This window comes from Kribbella sp. (genome assembly GCF_035655035.1).
In the GTDB taxonomy this organism is placed as follows: Bacteria; Actinomycetota; Actinomycetes; order Propionibacteriales; family Kribbellaceae; genus Kribbella.
Genome location: NZ_DASRVN010000641.1, coordinates 1 through 21059, shown reverse-complemented (window position 1 = coordinate 21059; position 21059 = coordinate 1). Strand labels below are relative to the sequence as shown.

Below are 21059 nucleotides of genomic sequence, written 5' to 3'. Positions count from 1 at the left end.
GACGGCACCGTCGGGCACCGGCCGTTCAGCATCGGCGACGCCCCGCTGATCGTTGCCGAGGGCATCTTCGCGGACCGGATCACCGGCGCGCTCGCCGAACGCGGCCTGCTGGCGGCCGCGATCTGCGTGTACCACCACCGGATCGTCACGTTCGCGCGCCGCTTCCAGCGCGACCTCCGCGAGCACCGCAAACCCCCGCTGACGTTGCTCCGTCGCGGTCTGTTGCTGCTCCGTGACGATCCGCAGGTGGTCAGCCGCTGCGTCGCCGCCGGCTGCGAACCCCTGCACCCGAAGGCCGCCCGGGCCCGCATCGAGACCCTTCTCACCACGACGACCTCATCCTGAAACAAGATTGTTCGCCTGAAGTTAACCAACTTCTGTTGGTATCAAGGCGGATCATCGGATGCACTCGGGGGCGAGTGGCCGGACGGAGAGGGACCGTGACACGGAATGCTGCAGGAATTGCCGTTCTAGTGACCGGGCTGCTGCTGGCTGTGACCGGATGCGGCAATGACGGAGCGGGTTCGGCGAGTGCTGCCGAGACGCCGGCCGCGAAGCACTCGGCGCTCACCGGTACGGCGGACAAGACCGCGAAGAGCACGCTCGCGGACCTGGTCGCGCTCCCCCGCGGGTACGTCGAGGATCCGGGCAACCCCACCGGCGGTTTCACCGCGACGTCGTACCTGAACACCTGGTCCGCGGATCCCGCGCTGGACCGCGCCCTGCTGCTGAACGCCGGCTTCGTCGAGGGCTACCGGGCGACCCGGCTCAGCCCCGACAAGAAGAAGCGCTTCACCGTCCAGCTGTTCAAGACCGCCTCGGCCGCGAAGGCGCAGACCCTGCAGAGCGGTCTGTGGAAGCAGGACACCCACGAGCACCCGTTCGCCGTACCGGACGCCCTCACCGACGCGAAGGTCGAGTACGACGGCGGCACCGACCAGTCCGTCGCCACCGCCGAGGCCAGCCTCGCGATCGGCCAGATGGTCGTCGAACTCACCATCCGCGAGGCTGCCGCCCTCGGCACCACGCTGACCCCGGACACCGCCCTGATCACCACGCTGGCGAAAGACCAGCGCACCCGCCTGACCGCCCCCGCCAACTGATCAGGCGGTGATGCGGTCGATCACCAACGGACCGGGCTGGTAGGAGTCGGCAACCGCGATCGCGTCGGTCAGGGACTCCAGGGCACGGTCGATGCGGGAGGCATCTTCGGTATGCAGGGTCAGCAGCGGCTGGCCCTCCTGGATGCGATCGCCCGGCTTGGCGTGCATCTCCACCCCGGCCACGGCTGACACCGGGTCTTCCTTGCGAGCGCGGCCCGCACCCAGTCGCCAGGCGGCGACACCGACGGCGAGCGCGTCCAGCTTGGACAGTACGCCGGAAGCCGGGGCCGGTACGACGTGCTGCTCGGGAGCGACCGGCAGTACGGCCGTGGGGTCGCCGCCCTGGGCCGAGATCATCGCGCGCCAGGCGTCCATCGCCGTACCGTCGCGGAGCTTCTCGGCCGGATCCACGCCGGTGACTCCGGCCGCGGCGAGCATCTCGTTGGCCAGGGCAACGGTCAGTTCGATCACGTCGGCGGGACCGCCGCCGGCCAGGACCTCGACCGATTCCCGGACCTCCAGGGCGTTTCCGGCGGTCCGGCCGAGCGGGACGGACATGTCGGTGAGCAGGGCAACGGTCCGTACGCCGGCGTCCGTGCCGAGGGCAACCATCGTCTCGGCCAGTTCGCGGGCGTCGGCGAGCTCCTTCATGAACGCGCCGGAGCCGACCTTCACGTCCAGCACCAGCGCACCGGTACCCTCGGCGATCTTCTTGCTCATGATCGAGCTGGCGATCAGCGGGATCGCCTCGACGGTGCCGGTCACGTCACGCAGCGCGTACAGCTTCTTGTCCGCCGGGGCCAGGCCGTCGCCGGCAGCGCAGATCACCGCGCCGACGTCCGCCAGCTGCTGCATCAGCTCGTCGTTCGACAGCGCGGCGCGCCAGCCGGGGATCGACTCCAGCTTGTCCAGGGTGCCGCCGGTGTGGCCGAGGCCGCGGCCGGACAGCTGCGGTACGGCGACCCCGCAGGCCGCCACCAACGGTGCCAGCGGCAACGTGATCTTGTCGCCGACGCCGCCGGTCGAGTGCTTGTCGGCGGTCGGGCGGGACAGCTTGCCGAAGTCCATCCGCTCACCGGACGCGATCATCGCGGCGGTCCAGCGGGCGATCTCGCGGCGGTTCATGCCGTTCAGCAGGATCGCCATCGCGAGCGCGGACATCTGCTCGTCGGCCACGTCGCCCTTGGTGTAGGCGTCGAGCACCCAGTCGATCTGGCCGTCGCTCAGCTCGCCCCCGTCGCGCTTGGTGCGGATCACGTCCACGGCGTCGAAGCTCATTACTCCTCCAGGAACTCAGGTCCGAACGCGTCCGGCAGCAGCTCACGCAGCGGCCGGATCCCCGTCGTCGTCTCGATCAGCAGCCCCGGGCCGCCGTGTTCGTGCAGCAACTGCCGGCACCGTCCACACGGCGTGAGCAGATGCCCGTGCCGATCCACACACGTGAACGCCACCAGCCGCCCACCCCCGGTCCGATGCAACTCAGACACCAGCCCACACTCCGCACACAAGGTAATCCCGTACGAAGCGTTCTCCACGTTGCACCCAGCAACAACCCGCCCGTCGTCGACGTACGCCGCCGCCCCCACGGGGAACTCGGAGTACGGCGCATACGCGCGGTGCATCACGTCGACGGCCACCGCCCGGAGCGCCGGCCAGTCGAACTCACTCGGTGACGTAGGGCTCACCGTCGGCCTTTGGTGCTCTGACTCTGCCGACCAGGCCGGCGACCGCGATGATGGTGGCCAGGTACGGCGCCATCAGCAGGAGCTCGCCGGGGATCGGGGTCCGGATGATCTGGAGCTGGGACTGCAACTGGGTCGCGAACCCGAAGAACAGCGCGGCGACCGTCGCGCCGATCGGATGCCAGCGCCCCATGATCAACGCGGCCAGCGCGATGAACCCGTTGCCCGCGGTCATCTCCTTGCTGAACGAACCGGCGAACCCGACCGTGAAGAAGGAGCCGCCGAGACCCGCGAGGATGCCGGCCGCGAGTACCGCGGAGTACCGGATCCGCTTGACCTTGATCCCGACCGTGTCCGCGGCCTTCGGGTGCTCGCCGACCGCACGGATCCGCAGGCCCCAGCGGGTCTGGAAGAGCACGAACGTGACGACCGCGACCGCGACGTACATCAGGTACACCAGGATCGTCTGGTTGAACAGGATCGGCCCGATGAACGGGATGTCCCCCAGCCCCGGGATCTTGATCGCCGACAGCACAGTGGGCACGTTCAGCGTGTCCGCGTTCGGCTGCATGAACTGGTCGAACAGGAAGCCGGTGATGCCGGTCGCGAACACCACCAGGACGACACCGAGCACGACCTGGTTGACCAGGTACTTGATCGAGAACACGGCCAGCAGCGCGGCCATCACCACACCGCTGGCGGCTGCGGCGATCAGTGCCGCCGCACCGCTGTGCGTCGTACTCGACACGATCGCCGCCGTGAACGCGCCGACCAGGAACTGGCCCTCGATCGCGATGTTGATGACCCCGGCCCGCTCGCACATCACCCCGGCCAGCGCACCGAGGATCAGCGGGGTCGCGAAGTTCAGCGTGCCCTGGAACTGGTTCGCCAGTGGGAACGTCTTGCCGGCCGAGGCCCAGCACAGGAACGCGCCGATGAAGCAGAGTCCCAGTACGGCGGCCAGCCACCCGGCGTACCGCTGCGGGACACGGTGCCGGACCGAGGGAACGACGTAAGCGATCGCGGCCGCCACCCCGAGGATCCCGAGGATCAGCCCGACCGCCTGGGCCGGCAGCCCGAGCAGATTGTGCTGCAGGTCGCCGGACACGAGCTGGAACGTCGCCTTGCCGCTCTTGGTGAAGATCGCCAGACCGAGGCCGATCAACGCGAACACCAGCATCACGCCACCGACGCGCTGCCGACGGGTACGCTCGGCCGGCCCCTCGATGACCTCAGGTTTCGGCGCAGCCGCAGGTACGGCGTCGGGAGTTGTCTCGCTCATCCGTTCCAGCCTTTCGCGAGGACTGCGCCGGCGCCGCGTTCCTTGGGCAGGAAGCGGAAGACCGAGCGCACCAGCGCCGGAGCCGCGACGAACAGCACGATCACGGCCTGCAGGACAGTGGTCAAGGTCAGCGGGGTCTGGGTGATCAGCTGCATCTGCAGACCGCCCGCGTTCAGGGCGCCGAAGAGCAGGCCGGCCAGCACGGTGCCGATCGGCGTACCGCGACCCAGCAGCGCGACGGTGATCGCATCGAAGCCGACCGAGGCGGCGACCCCGTCGGTCAGCGGCAGGTCGGTGCCGAGGACCTGCTGGGTGCCGGCCAGACCGGCGAGCGCGCCCGCGACGAGCATCGCGATCACGTACGCCTTGCCGACCGACATACCGGCCGTGCGGGACGCGTCCGCGTTCGCACCGACGGCGCGGAGCTCGAAGCCGATCGTCGAGCGGTTCAGCAGCCACCAGACGAACACCGCCGCCACCAGCGCGAGCAGGAACCCGACGTGCAGGCGGGTGTCGCCGAACTTCGGGTACTGCGCGTTGCTGTCCACGATCGGCGAGATCGGGTCGGTCCGCCCGGGCCGCTGGAAGGTCTTTGTGGTCAGCAACCACTGCAGCAGGTAGAGCGCGACGTAGTTCAGCATGATCGTCACGATCACCTCGTGGGCGCCGGTCCGGGCCTTCAGCAGGCCGACCACACCGCCCCACAACGCTCCGCCGATCAGGCCGGCGATCAGCGCGAGGACGACGTGCAGCACCGGCGGCAGGTGCCAGGCGAAGCCGACGTACGCCGCAAGAATCGCGCCGGCGATCAGCTGGCCCTGGGCACCGATGTTGAACAACCCGGTGCGGAACGCCAGTGACACCGCCAGACCTCCGCAGATCAGTGGTGTTGCCTGCGTCAACGACTCGCTGATCGGCGAGATCCCGCCGAACGCGCCGACGGCCAGCGTCTTGTAGGCCTGGCCGACCGCGCTCGCGGCCGCCGAGATGGTGTCCATCGGCGCGGCCCCGAAGTATCCGACCGCCTTCTGCACCTGCGCGTCGCCGACGATGATCAGGATCGCCCCCACCACCAGCGCGAGCACGATCGCGCTCAGCGACACCAACGCCTGGACGACCCAGGACGGCAGGCCGGACCGCTGCGGTTCCTTGGCCGGTGTGGGAGCGGGCGCCGCCGCTGTCTCAGTGCTCATCAGATGGTTCCCAACGTGGTCGGGTGCTCGATCGCCTCGTGGTGTGCCTCGGACTTGGACGCGCCGGCCATCATCAGGCCGAGCTCGTCGCGCGGGGTGTCGGCGGGTACGACGGCGACGACCTTGCCGCGGTACATCACCGCGATCCGGTCCGCGAGCGCGGCGATCTCGTCGAGTTCGGTGGACACGATCAGTACCGCCGTACCCCGGTCGCGCTCCTGCACGATCCGGTTGTGCATGAATTCGATCGAGCCGACGTCGACGCCGCGGGTCGGCTGCGACGCGACCAGCAGCTTCAGCGGGCGGGACAGCTCGCGGGCCAGCACGACCTTCTGCTGGTTGCCGCCGGACAGCGACGACACGGGCTGATCGATGCCCTGGGTGCGGATGTCGAACTCCTCCACCCGGGCCAGCGCGTTCTTCTCGATCTCGTCGGTCCGCAGTGCCAGCCCCTTGCCGAACGGCGGCTCGCGGAACAGGTTGAGGATCAGGTTCTCGGCGACCGAGAACGGGCCGACGAAACCGTCGTGCCCGCGGTCCTCCGGGACGTAGCCGATACCGGACTCCAGCCGGTGCCGGGTCGACGTACCGGTCAGGTCGTGGCCGTCGAGCGAGATCCGCCCGGACGCGATCGGGGTCAGCCCGAGTAGTGCCTCGGCGAGCTCGGTCTGACCGTTGCCCTGGACGCCGGCCACCGCGAGGATCTCGCCGGCCCGGACCTCCAGGTCCACCTTGTCGACGGCGGTGAATCCGCGCTCGTCGATCACGGTCAGGCCGTCGACCCGCAGTACGGCGTCCTGCGGGTCGGCCGGCGCCTTGTCCACCACCAGGTCGACCGCACGGCCGACCATCAGCTCGGCGAGCTCCTCCTCGGACACCGACGGCTCGGCCTCGCCGACCACCTTGCCACGGCGGATCACGGTGATGGTGTCCGCGATCGCCTGCACCTCTTTGAGCTTGTGGGTGATGAAGACGATCGACGTACCGTTCTCCTTGAGCTGCCGCATGACGTCGATCAGCTCGTCGATCTCGGCCGGCGTGAGCACCGCGGTCGGCTCGTCCAGGATCAGCACCTGGGCGTTGTGACTGAGCGCCTTGATGATCTCCACCCGCTGCTGGATCCCGACCGGGATGTCCTCCACCAGCGCCTCGGGGTCGACCTCGAGCCCGTACCGGTCGGACAGCTCGGTGACCAGCGCGTGCGCGCCCTTGCGGTCCAGTACGCCGCCGGCCCGGGTGTTCTCCCGGCCGAGCATGATGTTCTCGGCGACGGTGAACACCGGGATCAGCATGAAGTGCTGGTGCACCATGCCGATGCCGTGCTTGATCGCGTCACTCGGCGAGGTGATCCGCACCTTCTCGCCGTCGATCAGGATCTCACCCGAGTCGGGCTGCAGCAGCCCGTAGAGCATGTTCATCAGCGTGGTCTTACCGGCCCCGTTCTCACCGAGCAGGCAATGGATCTCCCCCGGCTCGATCACCAGGTCGATGTGATCGTTGGCGACCAGCGAGCCGAAAGCCTTGGTCAGCCCGGACAGCTCGAGATGCATGCGCAGCCTTCCCTTCAGACGGCGAGCCAGGAAGGTCCCTGTGATGGGGGACGCCTCCTGGCTCGCACCGTACTACGCGGTGACGCCGTGGCTCAGGACGCCGCCGGCTGCGCCTTGGACTCGATGGTGATCTTGCCACTGATGATGTCGGCCTTGAGCTGGTCGACTTCCTTCTTCAGGTCGGCCGGGACCTTGCTGTCGAACTGGTGGTACGGCGCCAGCCCGGTACCACCGTTCTGCAGCGTGCCGACGTACGTGGTGTTGTCGAACTTGTTGTCGACGACCGACTCGACCGCGTCCTTGACGGCTACGTCCATGCCCTTGTTGACGCTGGTGATCAGCTCCGAGCAGTACTCCGGGGCGCTCACGCAACCGTCGGTGTCGACCCAGATCGCGTTCACCTTGCCGTTGGTCGCCTTGGCCGCCTGCAGACCACCCAGACCGGACGGGCCGGCCACCGGGAAGATGATGTCGGCGCCCTGGGTGATCAGGTTCTGGCCGGTGGTCTGGCCCTTCGCCTTGTCCTCGAAGTCACCGCTGAACAGGCCGGTCTGCTTCGCGTCGTCCCAGCCGAGGACCTGGACGTTCTTGCCCTTCTGCTTGTTGTAGTAGCGCACACCCTCGGCGAAACCATCCATGTAGATGGTCACCGGCGGGATCTTGACGCCGCCGAAGGTGCCGACCTTGCCGGTCTTCGTCATCCCGGCGGCCAGGTACCCGGCCTGGAAGGCAGCTTGCGCGGTGTTGAACAGCAACGGCTTGAGGTTGGTGATCGGCTTGGCCGGCGCCGAGTCGACGATGGCGAACTTGATGCTCGGGTTGGCCTTGGCCGCCTTGTCGGTGGCGTCCTCGAGCTTGAAGCCGACCGACACGATCACGTTGCACTTGGCAGCGACCATCGCGGTCGTGTTGGTCGGGTAGTCGTTGTCGGACTTCGACTCGGCCTTGACCTCGGTGAGACCCCGCTCCTTCACCGCGTCCTGCAGGCCCTTGTACGACGTCTGGTTGAACGACTTGTCGTCGAAGCCCCCCGAGTCGGAGACCATGCAGGCCTTGAAGTTCTTGTTGGCGCTGTTGCCGCCCGAACTGCTGGTGGTCGGCTTGCTGCCACACGCGGCGACGGCGAGCGTCAGTACGCCCACGATCGCCGTTCCCCGCACGTACTTCTTCACCGGACGTCTCCTTCGTCGACCAGAATCCTTTTACCGGCACGCCTTCCCCCACGTACCATCCGCAGACTATAGGGCGCGGTCCGTCTTTCTTTGAACGTCGAGCAGGCCTCGATACCGGAAAGTGACCGGCGTTTGCGTCACATTTCGACAACTTCTCCGGTCTGGTCACCGACCGCTGTTCCGGGATCACGGTGTGCACGCTCCGTGGTCATCCTCACGGTCCGTGCATGTCGGGCCGGGGTGTCACAATCTCGGGATGAGTCATCAGCTGCTGGTAGCCGACGTCCTGGCGCGGGTCGAGGCGGTGCGCGAGGACATGGTCGCCGTACGCCGTGACCTGCACGCGCACCCCGAGCTCGGATGGCACGAGGTACGGACGACCGAGCTGCTCGAGAAGCACCTGGTCGAGGCCGGGCTGACGCCGCGGGTGCTGCCGACCGGGACCGGGCTGATCTGCGACATCGGCGCCGGCGACTCGTGCGTCGCGCTGCGGGCCGACATCGACGCGCTCCCGGTGCCGGACGCGGTGGAGGCGCCGTGGCGGTCCACGATCGACGGGGTGGCGCACGCGTGCGGGCACGACGTACACACGTCCGCGCTGCTCGGCGCCGCGCTGGTGCTGGCAGGGATGGCGCGCGACGGGCAGCTGGACCGGCGGGTTCGGGTGATCTTCCAGCCCGCCGAGGAGGTCATGCCCGGCGGCGCGCTCGGGGTGATCGCGGCCGGCGGGCTGGACGGCGTACGGCGGATCTACGGCCTGCACTGCGACCCGCGGCTGCAGGTCGGCCAGGTCGGGCTCCGGGTCGGCGCACTCACCGCGGCCGCCGACAAGCTGCTGGTACGACTCACCGGGCCGGGCGGCCACACGTCCCGGCCGCACCTCACCGCGGACCTCGTCTACGCGCTCGCCACCCTGGTGTCGGAGCTCCCCGCCGCGCTCTCCCGCCGGATCGACCCGCGGGCCGGCATGTCCCTGGTCTGGGGCCGCATCACCTCCGGCTCCGCCGCCAACGCGATCCCGTCCCGCGGCGAGGCCGAAGGTACCCTGCGCTGCCTCGACGCCACCGCCTGGCGCCTCGCCGAGGAGCTCATCCCGTCGTTGGCGAGTCAGCTGGTCGCCCCGTACGGCGTGCAGGTCGACACCGAGGTCACGCACGGCGTACCGCCCGTCATGAACGACACCACCGCGATCAGCGTCCTGCAGAACGCCGTCCACCAGACCCTCGGCACCAGCGCCATCGCCCCCACCGACCAGAGCCTCGGCGGCGAGGACTTCGCCTGGTACCTCGAACACGTCCCCGGCGCCATGGCCCGCCTGGGCGTCCGTCCCCCCACCCAGGAAACCGCCGCCGACCTCCACACCCCCGGCTTCACCCCCTCCGAAGAAGCCATCACCCTAGGCACCACAATCCTCACCTCCACCGCCCTCCTCGACTAACCCCACCCCGAAAGGCCACCGCTCCGCGGCGACTGCCTTTTGCCGCCTTCGGCGGGTGCGCCTCAGGTACTACCGGGCGGAGGCACCGGCGCCGGCGGACGTGTCACCGCCCGCACGACGCGCAACAAGCCCCGGCCCGCCCCGCCACAGGTCGAGCAGCTGAGCAGATGCAGCAATCACCAGCCGAGGACTAACGAACGTGCTGCGTAGACGTTCTCAGAAGGTGTCGGCGGGGATGTAGACGCCCCAGACTTCGCGGAGGGTGTTGGAGACTTCGCCTACGGTGGCTTGGGCTTTGAGGGCTGCTTTCATGGGGTAGAGGCAGTTTTCGTTGCCTTGGGCGGCTTTTTTGAGGGCGGCAAGGGTTTCGTCCACCAGGGCCTGGTCGCGGGTGGCGCGGAGGGTGGTGAGGCGGGCTACCTGCTGGGCTTCGATGGCGGGGTCGACGCGGAGGGGTTCGTACGGTTCCTCTTCGGCGATCTTGAACTTGTTCATGCCGACGACGACGCGCTCGGCCGCGTCGATCTGCTGGGCGATCCGGTACGCCGAGCGTTCGATCTCCTGTTTCTGGAAGCCCTGCTCGATCGCGGCGACGGCGCCGCCGTACTCCTCGACCTGGTCCATCAGTTCGACGGCGGCGGCCTCGACCTCGTCGGTCAGCGACTCGACGACGTACGAGCCGGCGAACGGGTCGACCGTCGCCGTGACGTCGGTTTCGTACGCGAGGACCTGCTGGGTGCGGAGCGCGAGACGGGCGGCCTTCTCGGTGGGGAGGGCGATCGCCTCGTCGTACGAGTTCGTGTGCAGGGACTGCGTACCGCCGAGGACGGCGGCCAGGCCCTGGATCGCGACCCGGACGAGGTTGACCTCGGGCTGTTGCGCCGTCAACTGCACCCCGGCCGTCTGCGTGTGGAACCGCAGCATCAGCGACTTGGGATTCTTGGCGCCGAACTCGTCCCGCATCACCCGCGCCCAGATCCGCCGCGCCGCGCGGAACTTCGCGACCTCCTCGAGCAGCGTCGTCCGGGCGACGAAGAAGAACGACAGCCGCGGCGCGAACTCGTCCACGTCCAGCCCGGACGCGATCGCGGCCCGCACGTACTCGATCCCGTTCGCCAGCGTGAACGCGATCTCCTGCGCGGGCGTCGCACCGGCCTCGGCCATGTGGTAGCCGGAGATCGAGATCGTGTTCCAGCGCGGCAGCTCCGCCTGGCAGTACGCGAAGATGTCGCTGATCAGCCGCAGCGACTCCTTCGGCGGGTAGATGTAGGTGCCGCGGGCGATGTACTCCTTCAGTACGTCGTTCTGGATCGTGCCGGTGAGCTTGTCACCGGAGACGCCCTGCTCCTCGGCGACCAGTTGGTACAGCAGGAGCAGCACGGACCCCGGCGCGTTGATCGTCATCGAGGTGGAGACCTGGTCCAGCGGGATCTTGTCGAACAGCACCCGCATGTCGTCGATCGAGTCGATCGCCACGCCCACCTTGCCGACCTCGCCGTGCGCGATCGGGGCGTCGGAGTCGTACCCCATCTGGGTCGGCAGGTCGAAGGCCACGGACAGGCCGTGAGTACCGTGGTCGATCAGCTGGTGGTACCGCTGGTTCGACTCGGCCGCGGTCCCGAACCCGGCGTACTGCCGCATCGTCCACGGCCGCTGGGTGTACATCGTCGGGTACACCCCCCGGGTGTACGGGTACTGCCCCGGCTCCCCGAGCTTGACCGCCGGGTCGAACCCCTCCAGCGGCCCGTACACCGGCGCGAACTCGAACCCCGACTCGCTGCGATGACTCATCCCCCCAAGGTATTCCGAACCACCACCCGACTGGTATGCACCAGCGCACGTCGCCCGTGTGTGCTCCGGCACACACCCTGCGATACATTCCACGCCTCCGCGTGAAAGGCCCGCCCCATGTCCCTGCACGATCCAGCTGCCCCGCGCCGCGCCGCCTGGCCGTTCGTACTCGCCGGTGTGCTGGCCGTCCTGCTCGTCGGAGGCGCCGCCACCTTCTTCCTCGTACGGCGGGACACCCCGACCGCGACTGTCACGCAGGACTCCGGGCAGAGCCTGGCCGAGGGGGTCTCGGTGGGTGGGGTGATGAGCGGCGCGGCGAAGACGCTCGCGGACACGCTGGCCGGGCGTGGGCTCGAGTGCAGCGTGCGGTTCACCACCGCCGACGGCGGGCACTCCGGCTGCTTCGCGGAGGAGAGCGGTACGTCGATCGCGGTCGTCTACCAGTACCAGCCGGACGGTACGGTCGGCGCGCTGACCATCGATGTGAAGGGCAAGGGTGAGACCGCGCCGACGCTCCAGGCGACGACAGCTGCCGTCGGTCAGGTGGCGTTCCCGAAGGATGTCCCGGGGTTGCTGTCCACTTTGCGCAACAGCTGGGGCGGTGCGTCGGAGGGAAGTTGGGGCAAGTACGAGATGCTCGCCCGTGGCAAGAAGACCGTGCTGAATGCGGAGAAGTTCGGGAACAAGCAGCTCAAGGTGCCGTCACTGAGCCTCGGCACCACCGAGCCCGAACTCGCGAAGGCTCTCACTGCCGACGGATACACCTGCGCGGCCGATCACGAGACCTGTCAGGGCAGGTACGCCGACCGACCGGGCCTCGCGCTCAAGTTCTCCGGCCCGGACGACGGCGGCCTCACCTACCTCGTCGGCACCGCCGCGACGGGCGCGACCACGGGCAAGGCCTTCGAACAGCTCCGGACGACCGTCTTCGGGCACCTCCGCGGCGACGCGGTCACGCCCGTACAGGAGTGGATCGGCCGGCACCTCGACGGACGGTCGCACATCGCGTACGTCGCCGGGTGGCGGGTCAGCCTGGAGGTCACACCGTCCAAGCAGACGCGCCTGACCCTGTTCAACGACTGGTTCTTCCTCCAGATGACCTGAGCTCACTTCCGGAACGCGAGGGCTTCGGGTGTCAGGTGTTCGTAGAGGTCGCAGGCCAGGTCGGTGAGGGTGTCGGCGAGCGCCTGGTCGGTCAGGCGGCCGTAGGCCATGACGTTGACCTGGCCCTGGTGGGCGGACTGGAAGATGAAGTGCGCTTGCTGGGCCCGTTTGTCGTTGGCCAGGAAGGCTGTCATCGCGGGGGTCAGCACGACCTTGGCGAAGTCCGGGCGCGGCGTGCCGGTGGCGAAGAGGACGTCGTACGCCGGATCGCCGGTCAGGTACTCGTCGTCGAACCGCGCGATGATCCCGGACGGCGCGAGTGCCTTCGGCACCGTCATGCACTCCGGCCAGAGCGTCGGTACGTCGATCTTCACGCACACCGCCCACTTCCGCTGCCGCCACAGCGCCGCGACGTGTTCGTACCGCTCGATGTGGTACCCGCGGTGGTCGAGCTTCTGCAGGAACGCGATCGCCCCGCTCGGCGACTCACCGAGCAGCTCCGGCGGCATCGTGGAGATCGGGCCGTCGCCGGTACCGCCGCCCTCGAGCGCGAACGCCGGGACCAGTTCGAGCAGCCGGCCCGCGAAGTCCGCGAGCGCGCCGAGCTCCGGCGGCGTACCCACCTTGCCGTCCCGCCAGACGGCCAGCGTCGCACCCTCGATCCGGAAGTGCGGCGGCTCGGGATCGTCCAGCAGCAGCTCCATCACCCGCGGGTTCACCACGTCGTGCGCGAACTTCGGGTCGTTGCTCGTGACCCGGAACCGCTCGTTGAAGCGGCCGCTCTCGAACTCGATCCCGTGCCCGCGGACGACGTCCTCCGGCGCGGACCGCCGTACCGTCAGCTCCGGCAACGCGGTCGGCAGCTCGACGACGGCGGCCGCGCAGATCCCGCTCCGCAGCCCGCTCGACCCGGTCGACGAGGACTGCGGCAGGTCGGGCGTGAAGTACCAGCTGAACTGCATCAGCAACCCCGGCCGGCCCGCGATCGTGTTGCCCGACAGCAGATCCTGTACGTCGTGGCTGGTCCCCTGATCGAACGGCGCACCGCGGAACCGGTCGAGCAGCCCGTCCGTACCGGTCGTGTAGCGCCAGCCGTTCCGCGTACCCCACCAGCTGATCAGGTTCTTGTCGACGTCCCGCCGGGTCGCCCGGCTCCCCCACCACCACAGCAGCGCGCCGAGCACGACCACCACCGCGACAACGATCCCCAGAGTTCGCATACCACCAACCAAGCACAGCCCGGGTTCGGGTCAGCGGCGCCGGGCGGAATAGCGGTGTTCCGGGCGGCCGGTGGCGCCGTACGCGAGGTCGAGGTCGACCAGGCCGCGCTGGACCAGGATGGCCAGGTACCGCTGCGCCGTGGGCCGGCTGACGCCGAGGTTCTCGGCCACGTCCGCCGCGCTGACGGCCGTCGCGGCACCGGCCACGGTGTCGAGCACCCGCGCCATCGTGGCCGGCAGCCGGCGCCGTTGGCGGGCGTCGGCGGCCGGCGAACGGAGCATGCTGTACAGGGTGTCGACGGTGTCCTGGTCGGCCTCCCGGGCCTCGCTGAGCCGCAACCGCCAGTGCTGGTACGCCTCGAGCTGCTCGCGCAGTGCCGGAAACGCGAACGGCTTCACCAGGTAGTAGATCGCGCCCAGCTGGATCGCCGCCCGGACCGACTCGATGTCGCGGGCCGCCGTGATCAGGATGAAGTCCGGTACGCCGGTCTCCGGCGACTCGGCGGCCAGTTGCCGGACGAGGTCGAGGCCGGTCCGGTCCGGCAGGTACATGTCGAGGAGCAGCAGGTCCGGCGTTGCCGTGGTCACCAATTGGTGCGCCTCTGCCGCCGAGTGCGCCTCACCGACCACGACGAAGCCCGGCACCTTCGCCACGCTCCGAGCGTGCGCGTGCGCGACATGGAAGTCGTCGTCGACGACCAGCGTCCGGATCACGACACCGTCTCCTTCGTCCTGCTGCGCAACGGCAGCCGTACTTCGAACCGCGCCCCCGCCGGTGACGACACCGTGATCGTTCCGCCGGCCCGCCGTACCAGGCGGTGCACGAGGGCGAGCCCGACCCCGCGCCGCATCCCGCCGGGCCGGGGCTCCTTGGTGGAGTAACCGTCCACGAACACGTCGTCCAGCCGGTCCGCCGGGATCCCTGGCCCGGTGTCGGAAACCACCAGATGGACGTCACTCGTGCTGCCGTCCAGCTCCACCGTCACCCTTCCGCGTGGATGGGCCGGGCCCGCTACACCGGACATGGCGTCGATCGCATTGTCGATCAGGTTGCCGAGCACGGTCAGGAGTGGCGTGTAGTCGAGGTCCGCGACCGGCAGCTCGCTGCCCGGAGCGAGCCGCACCTCGACGTCGCGCTCGGCCGCCACCGTGGTCTTCGCGATCAGCAGGGCCGCCACCACCGGCGGCGCGATCCGGGAACGGACGACATCGGCGGCCAGGGAGGACTGCCCGATCACCTCTTCGGCGTACGCCGTCGCCTCCTCGACCTCGCCGATGCCGAGCAGCACCGACAGCACATGCAGGCGGTTCGAGTACTCGTGCTCCTGCGCCCGCAACGCCGTGGTCAGTGCCTCCACCGAGTCGAGCTGGCGGACCAGTGCCTCGAACTCGGTACGGTCCCGGATCGTCACCACCCAGCCCGCGCTGCGGCCGGCCACGATGACCGGCATCCGGTTCAGCACCAGGAGATGGTTGTCGGTGACAACAACCACGTCGGTGCCCTGCACGGCGCCGGACAGCAGATCCCGCAGCCGCCCTGGTGGAACCAGTTCCTCGAGCGACTGGCCCAGCCGCGCGGCCTGCAGATCCAGCAGCCGGCGGGCCTCGTCGTTCAGCACGTTCACCCGCCCGCCCCGGTCGAAGGCGATCACACCTTCCCGGATGCCGTGCAGCATCGCCTCGCGTTCCTGTACCAGCGCGACGATCTCGGCGGGCTCGAGCCCGAACGTCGCGCGCTTGATCGCGCGGGCCAGGATCAGCGACGCGGCGACGCCGATCGCCAGTACGAGCGCCGTATAGAAGACCACCGGCCAGACGACGTGGCTGACCCGGGCCGAGACATCGCTTTCCCGGATGCCGACCGACACCTCGCCGATCGGCGTACCGGCGGTGTTCCGGATCGGGACCCGCGCGTTCGCGGACCGGCCAAGGCTGCCGTTGTCCACGCCGGTGTGCACCTTGCCGTCGAGTGCCACCACGGCCTCCTCGACCCGCTGTCCGACCAGGGTCCCGATCGGGTGCGTGTACCGCACTCCGTCCGCGCCGATGACGACGACGTACGACGCACCGGTGTCGGCCACCACCCGCGCCGCCACGGCGCGGAGCTCGGCCCGGACCGTGGGATCGCCGATGGCCTGCGCGACCAGCGGCTGATCCGCCACCGAGGTGGCGATGCTCGCGGCCCGTTCCTCGGCGTTGGCGTCGACCGTGTCCCGCGTCACCGACACGTACAGCGCCAGGCCCGCGGCCATCGTCAGTCCGAGGATCGCCAGTACGGCGAGCAGGATCCGGGAGGCCAGGGTGGCCACGCGGCACCTCCTTCCGGTCGCGCGATCACCCCAGAGTGGCTGAACAGAACGCACAAAACCACGGCTATCGCGACTAACTTGCGCAACGCGGACAAGGGTTCCTGCCGCTGTCGCTTGCTTCTTAGTGTGACGCCACTCACGACTGAAGGAGCACACCATGACGGCCATCGAGCTTCGCGGGGTCACCAAACGGTTCCGCACCGCCGACGGCGGAACCTATACCGCGCTCAAGGACCTGGACCTGACCGTGGCCGACGGCGAGTTCTGCGCCGTCGTCGGACCGACCGGTTGCGGCAAGTCCACCACGCTGACGCTGGTGTCCGGGCTGGAGCAGCCGTCGGCGGGCGAGGTGCTGGTCGACGGGCAGCCGGTGCGCGGTATCGCCCCCACGACAGGCTTCGTCTTCCAGCAGGACGCGGTGTTCCCGTGGAAGAACGTCCTGGACAACGTGGCCGCGGGCCCGCTGTTCCGCGGGACCCCGAAGGCCGAGGCCCGGACCCAGGCGCGGGACTGGCTGCGCCGGGTGGGGCTGGCCGGATTCGAGGACCGGTACCCGCACCAACTGTCGGGCGGTATGCGCAAGCGGGTGGCGCTCGCCCAGTCGCTGATCAACCAGCCCAGGATCCTGCTGATGGACGAGCCGTTCAGCGCCCTCGACGTACAGACCCGATCGATCATGTCGACCGAGCTGCTGTCGTTGTGGGACCAGACCAAGCCGGCCGTCGTTTTCGTCACCCACGACCTCGAGGAGGCGATCGCGCTCGCCGACAAGGTCGTCGTACTCACGGCCGGTCCGGGCACGGTGAAGGCGGAGTTCGCCATCGACCTGCCGCGGCCGCGCGTCGTCCAGGAGATCCGCTTCGATCCACGGTTCGTCGCACTGTACGGGCACATCTGGGAGGCGCTGCGGGCCGAGGTCGCCGAGGCGTACGCGCGCAGCACCACGATCGGGGTGGCGGCATGAACCGCCGGCGGCCGTGGACGCCGCGGCGCCGGCTGGTCCTGGTGTTGCGGATCGCCGTGCTGGTCTTCGTGCTCGGCGGCTGGGAGCTGGCCGCGCGCACCAAGCTGATCGACCCGTTCTTCTTCGGTCAGCCGAGCACCGTGTGGTCACAGATCGTCACCTGGGTCACCCAGGGCACCGCGCAGGGCAGCCTCGGCGAGCAGATCTTCGTGACCATGGAGGAGGCCGTGATCGGCTTCGTCATCGGCGTACTGGCCGGCGTCGTGGCCGGTATCGCGCTGGGCCGGAGCCGGCTGCTCGCGGACGTGCTGGCGCCGTACATCAAGGTGCTGAACTCGGTCCCGCGGATCGTGCTGGGATCGCTGTTCCTGGTGGCGTTCGGGCTCGGGCTCACCTCGAAGGTCCTGCTGGTGATCGTGCTGGTCTTCTTCGGCGTGTTCTTCAACGCCTTCCAGGGGACCCGCGAGGTGGACCGGAACCTGCTGGCCAACGCCCGGCTGCTCGGCGCGTCCCGCTGGCAGGTCACCCGCCAGGTCGTGCTGCCGTCGGCGTTCACCTGGATCCTGGCCAGCCTGCACGTCAGCTTCGGCTTCGCGATCATCGGCGCCATCGTCGGCGAGTTCCTGGGCGCCGAACGCGGCCTCGGGATGCTGATCAAGACAGCTCAAGGCAACTTCAACCAGAGCGGTGTGCTCGCCTGCATGGTCCTGATGGCCGTGGTGGCGCTGGTCGCCGAATTCCTGATCACCCGGCTGGAGCGGCGGCTGCTGCGCTGGCGGCCGGCGCAGCACGGCGAAGCCGACCTCGCTGCGGTCTGAATCACCACCACAGAAGGAGAAACTCATGAGAACACGTACCGCGGTGGTCACCTCGATCGCGTGCGCCGTCGCACTCGGGATGGCCGGCTGTGCCAACAACGCCCAGGGCGGTTCCGGGCAGGCGGTCGCCGGGTCGACGACCAGCGTCAGCGGCGAGAAGGTCACGATCATGGTCGGTGGCCTGGACAAGCAGATCTATCTGCCGTTCATGCTGGCCAAGCAACTCGGGTACTACGCCAAGGCCGGCGTCAACGTCGCCCTGATCGGTGAGGGCGCCGGCGTCGACGCAACCACCGAGATGATGGCCGGCAAGGTCCAGGGAACCGGCGGGTTCTACGACCACACGATCGCGCTCCGGGCGCAGGACCAGAGCGCCGAGTCGGTCGTGTCGATGCTGCAGGTCCCCGGTGAGGTCGAACTCTGCCGGTCGGACCTGAAGGGTACGGTGACAAGCCCCAAGGACTGGAAGGGCCGTCATCTCGGCATCACCGACGTCGGGTCGTCGACCGACTTCCTCACCCAGTACCTCGGTACCCAGAACGGCATCGACCCGTCCCAGACCACCCGGATCGGGGTGCAGGCGGGCAACACGTTCATCGCGGCCATGCAGCACAAGCAGATCGACTGCGGCATGACCACCGAGCCCACGGTGTCGAAGCTGCTCGCCGACAAGACGGCGTACATCATCGAGGACATGCGGACGGCGGCCGGCGCGACCAAGTCGCTCGGCGGAACGTACCCGGCCACCTCGCTGTACATGCAGACGAGCTACGTGCAGGCGCACAAGGACGTCGTACAGAAACTGGTCAACGCGTACGTCGCCACGCTGAAGTGGATCCAGACGCACACGGCCGCCCAGATCGCGGACATGATGCCGCCGGACTACTACGCCGGCGTGGGCAAGGCGTCGTACATCGCGGCGCTGAACAGCGAGAAGGGCATCTTCAACCCGACCGGCATCATGCCTGCCGACGGCCCGAAGACCTGCCTGGCGGTGCTGGGCGCGTTCAACCCGAAGGTGAAGGGCAAGTCGATCGACCTCACCAAGACCTACACCAACGAGTTCGTCCAAGCCGCTCAGCCGCTCAGCTGAGAGGTCCGAGTCGTGCCGGCCGCCGGATGGTCACCAAATGGCCACCCGGCGGCCGTAGATCTGTCGACAGGGCATCGACGCCGTGTCACGGATGCGTCGCCCAGGGTTCATGAGCGGTGAGGAACCTTCGAGATGTGCGAATCGTGATGGTGGCCGAGACCTTCCTGCCGCAGATCAATGGCGTGGCGAACACGGCTCGCCACGTCGCCGACCGGCTCCGCGCCCGCGGGCACGACCTGCTGATCATCGCCCCCGGACCGGGCCCCGACACGTACGCCGACGTACCGGTGCTGCGGGCCCGCAGTTTCCGGACGCCGGGCTACAAGGAGTACCCGGTCGGCCTGCCGGACCCGTCGATCGAGCGCGCGATGGCCGACTTCAGGCCGGACCTCGTGCACCTGGCGTCGCCGTTCATCATCGGCGCGTACGGGCTCCGCGCGGCGCGGCGGCTCGGCGTACCGACGGTCGCGATCTTCCAGACCGACATCGCCGGCTTCGCCCGCCAGTACCCCTGGTACGCCGCCGCGGACCGCGGGATCTGGCGCTGGGTGACCCGGACGCACTCCCGCGCCGACCGCACCCTCGCACCCTCGACCTCGGCCGTCGACGCCCTCGTGCAGCGCGGCGTACCGCGGGTGCACCGGTGGGGCCGCGGCGTGAACCTCGACCTGTTCGACCCCAAGCACCGCGACGCGAGCTGGCGCCGGGAGATCTCCCCGGACGGCAGGCCGATCGTCGGGTACGTCGGCCGGCTGGCCGCGGAGAAGAAGGTCCGGCGGCTCGCCGAGCTGACCGATCTGGACTGCCGGATCGTGATCGTCGGCGACGGGCCGGACCGCGCGTCCCTGGAGAACGCGTTGCCGACGGCAACCTTCCTCGGGATGCGCCGCGGCGCGGACCTGGCCTCGATCTTCGCCGGGCTGGACGTGTTCGTGCACACCGGTGAGCACGAGACGTTCTGCCAGACGATCCAGGAGGCGCAGGCCTCCGGCGTCGCCACCGTCGGCCCGGCCGCGGGCGGCCCGCTCGACCTGATCCACCCCGGCGAGAACGGCCTGCTGTTCGAACCCGGCAAGCCCGGATCGCTGCGGGACGCCGTGAAGACCCTGCTCGACCACCCGACGGCGCGCGGCCGGATGGCGGCCAGCGGGCTGCAGCGGGTGCAGTCCCGGACCTGGCCGGCGGTCGTCGACGACCTGGTCGACCGCCACTACGCCGAAGTACTCCGGGACGCCGCGGCCGTCCGGCGGGTCGCATGAGTGGACTACGAATCGCGCAGCTGGCGAACTTCGTCGGGCCGACGTCCGGCGGGATGCGGACCGCGATCGACCACGTCGGTCAGGGGTACGTCGAGGCCGGGGCCGAGCGGATCGTGATCACGCCGGGCGAGAGGGACGTGGTGGTCGAGACCGAGCTCGGCACCGTGGTCCGGGTGAAGGCCCCGAAGGTGAGCGGCGGCTACCGCCTGATCACCAACCCGTGGACCGTGATCGACCTGCTGAAGAAGTTCCAGCCGACCACGGTCGAGATCTCCGACAAGTCGACGCTGCTCCCGGTCGCCCGCTGGGCCCGGCGCAACGACATCGGCACGGTCCTGTTCAGCCACGAACGCCTGGACGCGATGCTCGCGCTCGGCGCCGCACGGCCCGGTCAGCTCGGCGGCAACGACGTACTGCGTCCCGGCCGGATGCTCGGCGGGGCGAACCTACGGCAGGCGTGGTGGGGCGCCGACGGGGTGAAGTACAGCCAGCTGCACATGGTCGCCACCGTGGCCGCGCTGTACAAGATCCTCGGCCGGACGTACGACGCGGTCGTGGTGACCTCGCGGTACGCGGCCGCCGAGTTCGACGAGGTGACCACCCCGCTGGTGCGGATCCCGCTCGGGGTCGACCTCGACACGTTCCACCCGTCGCTGGGCGAGCCCGCGGACGACGGCGTACTGAAGCTCGTGCACGCCGGGAGGCTGTCCCGGGAGAAGAGCCCGCACCTGGCGGTCGCCACGGCGGCCGAACTGCACCGCCGCGGCGTGAACCTGCGGATGGACGTGTACGGCACCGGCCCGCACCTCGACGAGTTGCTGGAGATCGCCGGTGACGCGCCGGTCCACTTCCACGGGTACGTCGACGGCCGGCAACAGCTCGCCAAGCACCTGGCCGAGGCCGACATCGCACTCTCCGTCTGCCCCGGCGAAACCTTCGGTCTGGCCGTCCTGGAAGCCCTCGCCGCCGGCACCCCCGTGGTCACCGCGAACACCGGCGGCGCCCGCGAACTCGTCGACGAGACCTGCGGCCGCTGGGCCCCCGCCAACCCCGCCGACCTGGCCGACGCCGTACTCGCCCT

Annotated in this window: 18 protein-coding genes and 1 pseudogene; 9 read left to right on the top strand and 10 right to left on the bottom strand. The window is 69.3% G+C overall.

All coding sequences use genetic code 11. From position 1 onward, the window contains the following. Positions 1–345: pseudogene (locus tag VFF46_RS33615) on the top strand (ATP-binding protein); the annotation flags it as partial. Between the two features lie 95 nt (positions 346–440). After that, the gene (locus tag VFF46_RS33610) at positions 441–1103 is read left to right on the top strand and encodes a hypothetical protein (RefSeq protein ID WP_325041276.1); all 663 of its coding nucleotides are present in this window, start codon (positions 441–443) and stop codon (positions 1101–1103) included. Here VFF46_RS33610 and VFF46_RS33605 read toward each other — a convergent pair whose 3' ends face one another. From VFF46_RS33605 to VFF46_RS33580, 6 genes are all read right to left on the bottom strand, one after another. Next, complete coding sequence (locus VFF46_RS33605) at positions 1104–2381, bottom strand: thymidine phosphorylase (protein WP_325041275.1); 1278 nt, start codon at positions 2379–2381, stop codon at positions 1104–1106. Continuing rightward, positions 2381–2788: a cytidine deaminase gene (locus VFF46_RS33600; protein ID WP_325041274.1), complete on the bottom strand. Its 408-nt coding sequence runs from the start codon at positions 2786–2788 to the stop codon at positions 2381–2383. The genes VFF46_RS33605 and VFF46_RS33600 overlap by 1 nt, the downstream gene beginning before the upstream one ends. Continuing rightward, entirely contained in the window at positions 2766–4067 is a 1302-nt protein-coding gene (locus tag VFF46_RS33595) for an ABC transporter permease (RefSeq protein ID WP_325041273.1), read from the bottom strand. Before VFF46_RS33595 ends, VFF46_RS33600 begins: the two co-directional genes overlap by 23 nt. Further along, positions 4064–5260, bottom strand: coding sequence for an ABC transporter permease (locus tag VFF46_RS33590; RefSeq protein WP_325041272.1), 1197 nt, complete (start codon positions 5258–5260; stop codon positions 4064–4066). The genes VFF46_RS33595 and VFF46_RS33590 overlap by 4 nt, the downstream gene beginning before the upstream one ends. After that, positions 5260–6810: an ABC transporter ATP-binding protein gene (locus tag VFF46_RS33585; RefSeq protein ID WP_325041271.1), complete on the bottom strand. Its 1551-nt coding sequence runs from the start codon at positions 6808–6810 to the stop codon at positions 5260–5262. The genes VFF46_RS33590 and VFF46_RS33585 overlap by 1 nt, the downstream gene beginning before the upstream one ends. Before the next feature lie 92 nt (positions 6811–6902). Next, positions 6903–7982, bottom strand: a complete 1080-nt coding sequence (locus VFF46_RS33580; protein ID WP_414673119.1) for a BMP family lipoprotein — start codon at positions 7980–7982, stop codon at positions 6903–6905. Positions 7983–8238: 256 nt separating this feature from the next. Between VFF46_RS33580 and VFF46_RS33575 the strand changes: the two genes are divergently transcribed. After that, a complete protein-coding gene (locus VFF46_RS33575; protein WP_325041270.1) occupies positions 8239–9420 on the top strand; it encodes an amidohydrolase in 1182 nt (393 codons plus the stop codon). Positions 9421–9636: 216 nt separating this feature from the next. Here VFF46_RS33575 and VFF46_RS33570 read toward each other — a convergent pair whose 3' ends face one another. Beyond that, positions 9637–11211, bottom strand: coding sequence for an acyl-CoA mutase large subunit family protein (locus tag VFF46_RS33570; RefSeq protein WP_325041269.1), 1575 nt, complete (start codon positions 11209–11211; stop codon positions 9637–9639). A gap of 117 nt (positions 11212–11328) precedes the next feature. Here VFF46_RS33570 and VFF46_RS33565 point away from each other — a divergent pair, with 117 nt between their 5' ends. After that, positions 11329–12315: a hypothetical protein gene (locus VFF46_RS33565; RefSeq protein WP_325041268.1), complete on the top strand. Its 987-nt coding sequence runs from the start codon at positions 11329–11331 to the stop codon at positions 12313–12315. A 2-nt stretch (positions 12316–12317) separates the two neighbouring features. On the opposite strand, the gene VFF46_RS33560 is transcribed toward VFF46_RS33565, so the two are convergent. Genes VFF46_RS33560 through VFF46_RS33550 form a run of 3 tightly spaced genes read right to left on the bottom strand, consistent with a single transcriptional unit; the run spans position 12318 to position 15844 of the window. Then, on the bottom strand, positions 12318–13535 hold the full coding sequence (locus VFF46_RS33560) for a hypothetical protein (protein WP_325041267.1): 1218 nt from the start codon (positions 13533–13535) through the stop codon (positions 12318–12320). A gap of 30 nt (positions 13536–13565) precedes the next feature. Beyond that, positions 13566–14249 carry a response regulator gene (locus VFF46_RS33555; RefSeq protein ID WP_325041266.1) on the bottom strand — a complete coding sequence of 228 codons (684 nt, stop codon included), beginning with the start codon at positions 14247–14249 and terminating at the stop codon, positions 13566–13568. After that, positions 14246–15844 (bottom strand): sensor histidine kinase, encoded by a 1599-nt coding sequence (locus tag VFF46_RS33550; protein ID WP_325041265.1) that lies wholly within the window; start codon positions 15842–15844, stop codon positions 14246–14248. The genes VFF46_RS33555 and VFF46_RS33550 overlap by 4 nt, the downstream gene beginning before the upstream one ends. Positions 15845–16001: 157 nt before the next feature. Here VFF46_RS33550 and VFF46_RS33545 point away from each other — a divergent pair, with 157 nt between their 5' ends. From VFF46_RS33545 to VFF46_RS33525, 5 genes are all read left to right on the top strand, one after another. After that, positions 16002–16808, top strand: a complete 807-nt coding sequence (locus VFF46_RS33545) for an ABC transporter ATP-binding protein (protein WP_325041264.1) — start codon at positions 16002–16004, stop codon at positions 16806–16808. Next, entirely contained in the window at positions 16805–17626 is an 822-nt protein-coding gene (locus VFF46_RS33540; RefSeq protein ID WP_325041263.1) for an ABC transporter permease, read from the top strand. The genes VFF46_RS33545 and VFF46_RS33540 overlap by 4 nt, the downstream gene beginning before the upstream one ends. Before the next feature lie 25 nt (positions 17627–17651). Further along, positions 17652–18719, top strand: coding sequence for an ABC transporter substrate-binding protein (locus VFF46_RS33535; RefSeq protein WP_325041262.1), 1068 nt, complete (start codon positions 17652–17654; stop codon positions 18717–18719). Between the two features lie 134 nt (positions 18720–18853). Continuing rightward, positions 18854–19978, top strand: a complete 1125-nt coding sequence (locus VFF46_RS33530) for a glycosyltransferase family 1 protein (RefSeq protein WP_325041261.1) — start codon at positions 18854–18856, stop codon at positions 19976–19978. Continuing rightward, positions 19975–21059, top strand: a 1085-nt coding sequence (locus VFF46_RS33525; RefSeq protein WP_325041260.1) for a glycosyltransferase, incomplete at its 3' end; no start/stop codon positions are given. The genes VFF46_RS33530 and VFF46_RS33525, both read left to right, overlap by 4 nt.

Bases quoted from the DNA above. Each gene is read 5' to 3' on its own strand.
- VFF46_RS33605 (WP_325041275.1), bottom strand. From the start codon at position 2,381: ATGAGCTTCGACGCCGTGGACGTGATCCGCACCAAGCGCGACGGGGGC.
- VFF46_RS33595 (WP_325041273.1), bottom strand. From the start codon at position 4,067: ATGAGCGAGACAACTCCCGACGCCGTACCTGCGGCTGCGCCGAAACCT.
- VFF46_RS33590 (WP_325041272.1), bottom strand. From the start codon at position 5,260: ATGAGCACTGAGACAGCGGCGGCGCCCGCTCCCACACCGGCCAAGGAA.
- VFF46_RS33585 (WP_325041271.1), bottom strand. From the start codon at position 6,810: ATGCATCTCGAGCTGTCCGGGCTGACCAAGGCTTTCGGCTCGCTGGTC.
- VFF46_RS33575 (WP_325041270.1), top strand. From the start codon at position 8,239: ATGAGTCATCAGCTGCTGGTAGCCGACGTCCTGGCGCGGGTCGAGGCG.
- VFF46_RS33570 (WP_325041269.1), bottom strand. From the start codon at position 11,211: ATGAGTCATCGCAGCGAGTCGGGGTTCGAGTTCGCGCCGGTGTACGGG.
- VFF46_RS33565 (WP_325041268.1), top strand. From the start codon at position 11,329: ATGTCCCTGCACGATCCAGCTGCCCCGCGCCGCGCCGCCTGGCCGTTC.
- VFF46_RS33560 (WP_325041267.1), bottom strand. From the start codon at position 13,535: ATGCGAACTCTGGGGATCGTTGTCGCGGTGGTGGTCGTGCTCGGCGCG.
- VFF46_RS33545 (WP_325041264.1), top strand. From the start codon at position 16,002: ATGACGGCCATCGAGCTTCGCGGGGTCACCAAACGGTTCCGCACCGCC.
- VFF46_RS33540 (WP_325041263.1), top strand. From the start codon at position 16,805: ATGAACCGCCGGCGGCCGTGGACGCCGCGGCGCCGGCTGGTCCTGGTG.
- VFF46_RS33535 (WP_325041262.1), top strand. From the start codon at position 17,652: ATGAGAACACGTACCGCGGTGGTCACCTCGATCGCGTGCGCCGTCGCA.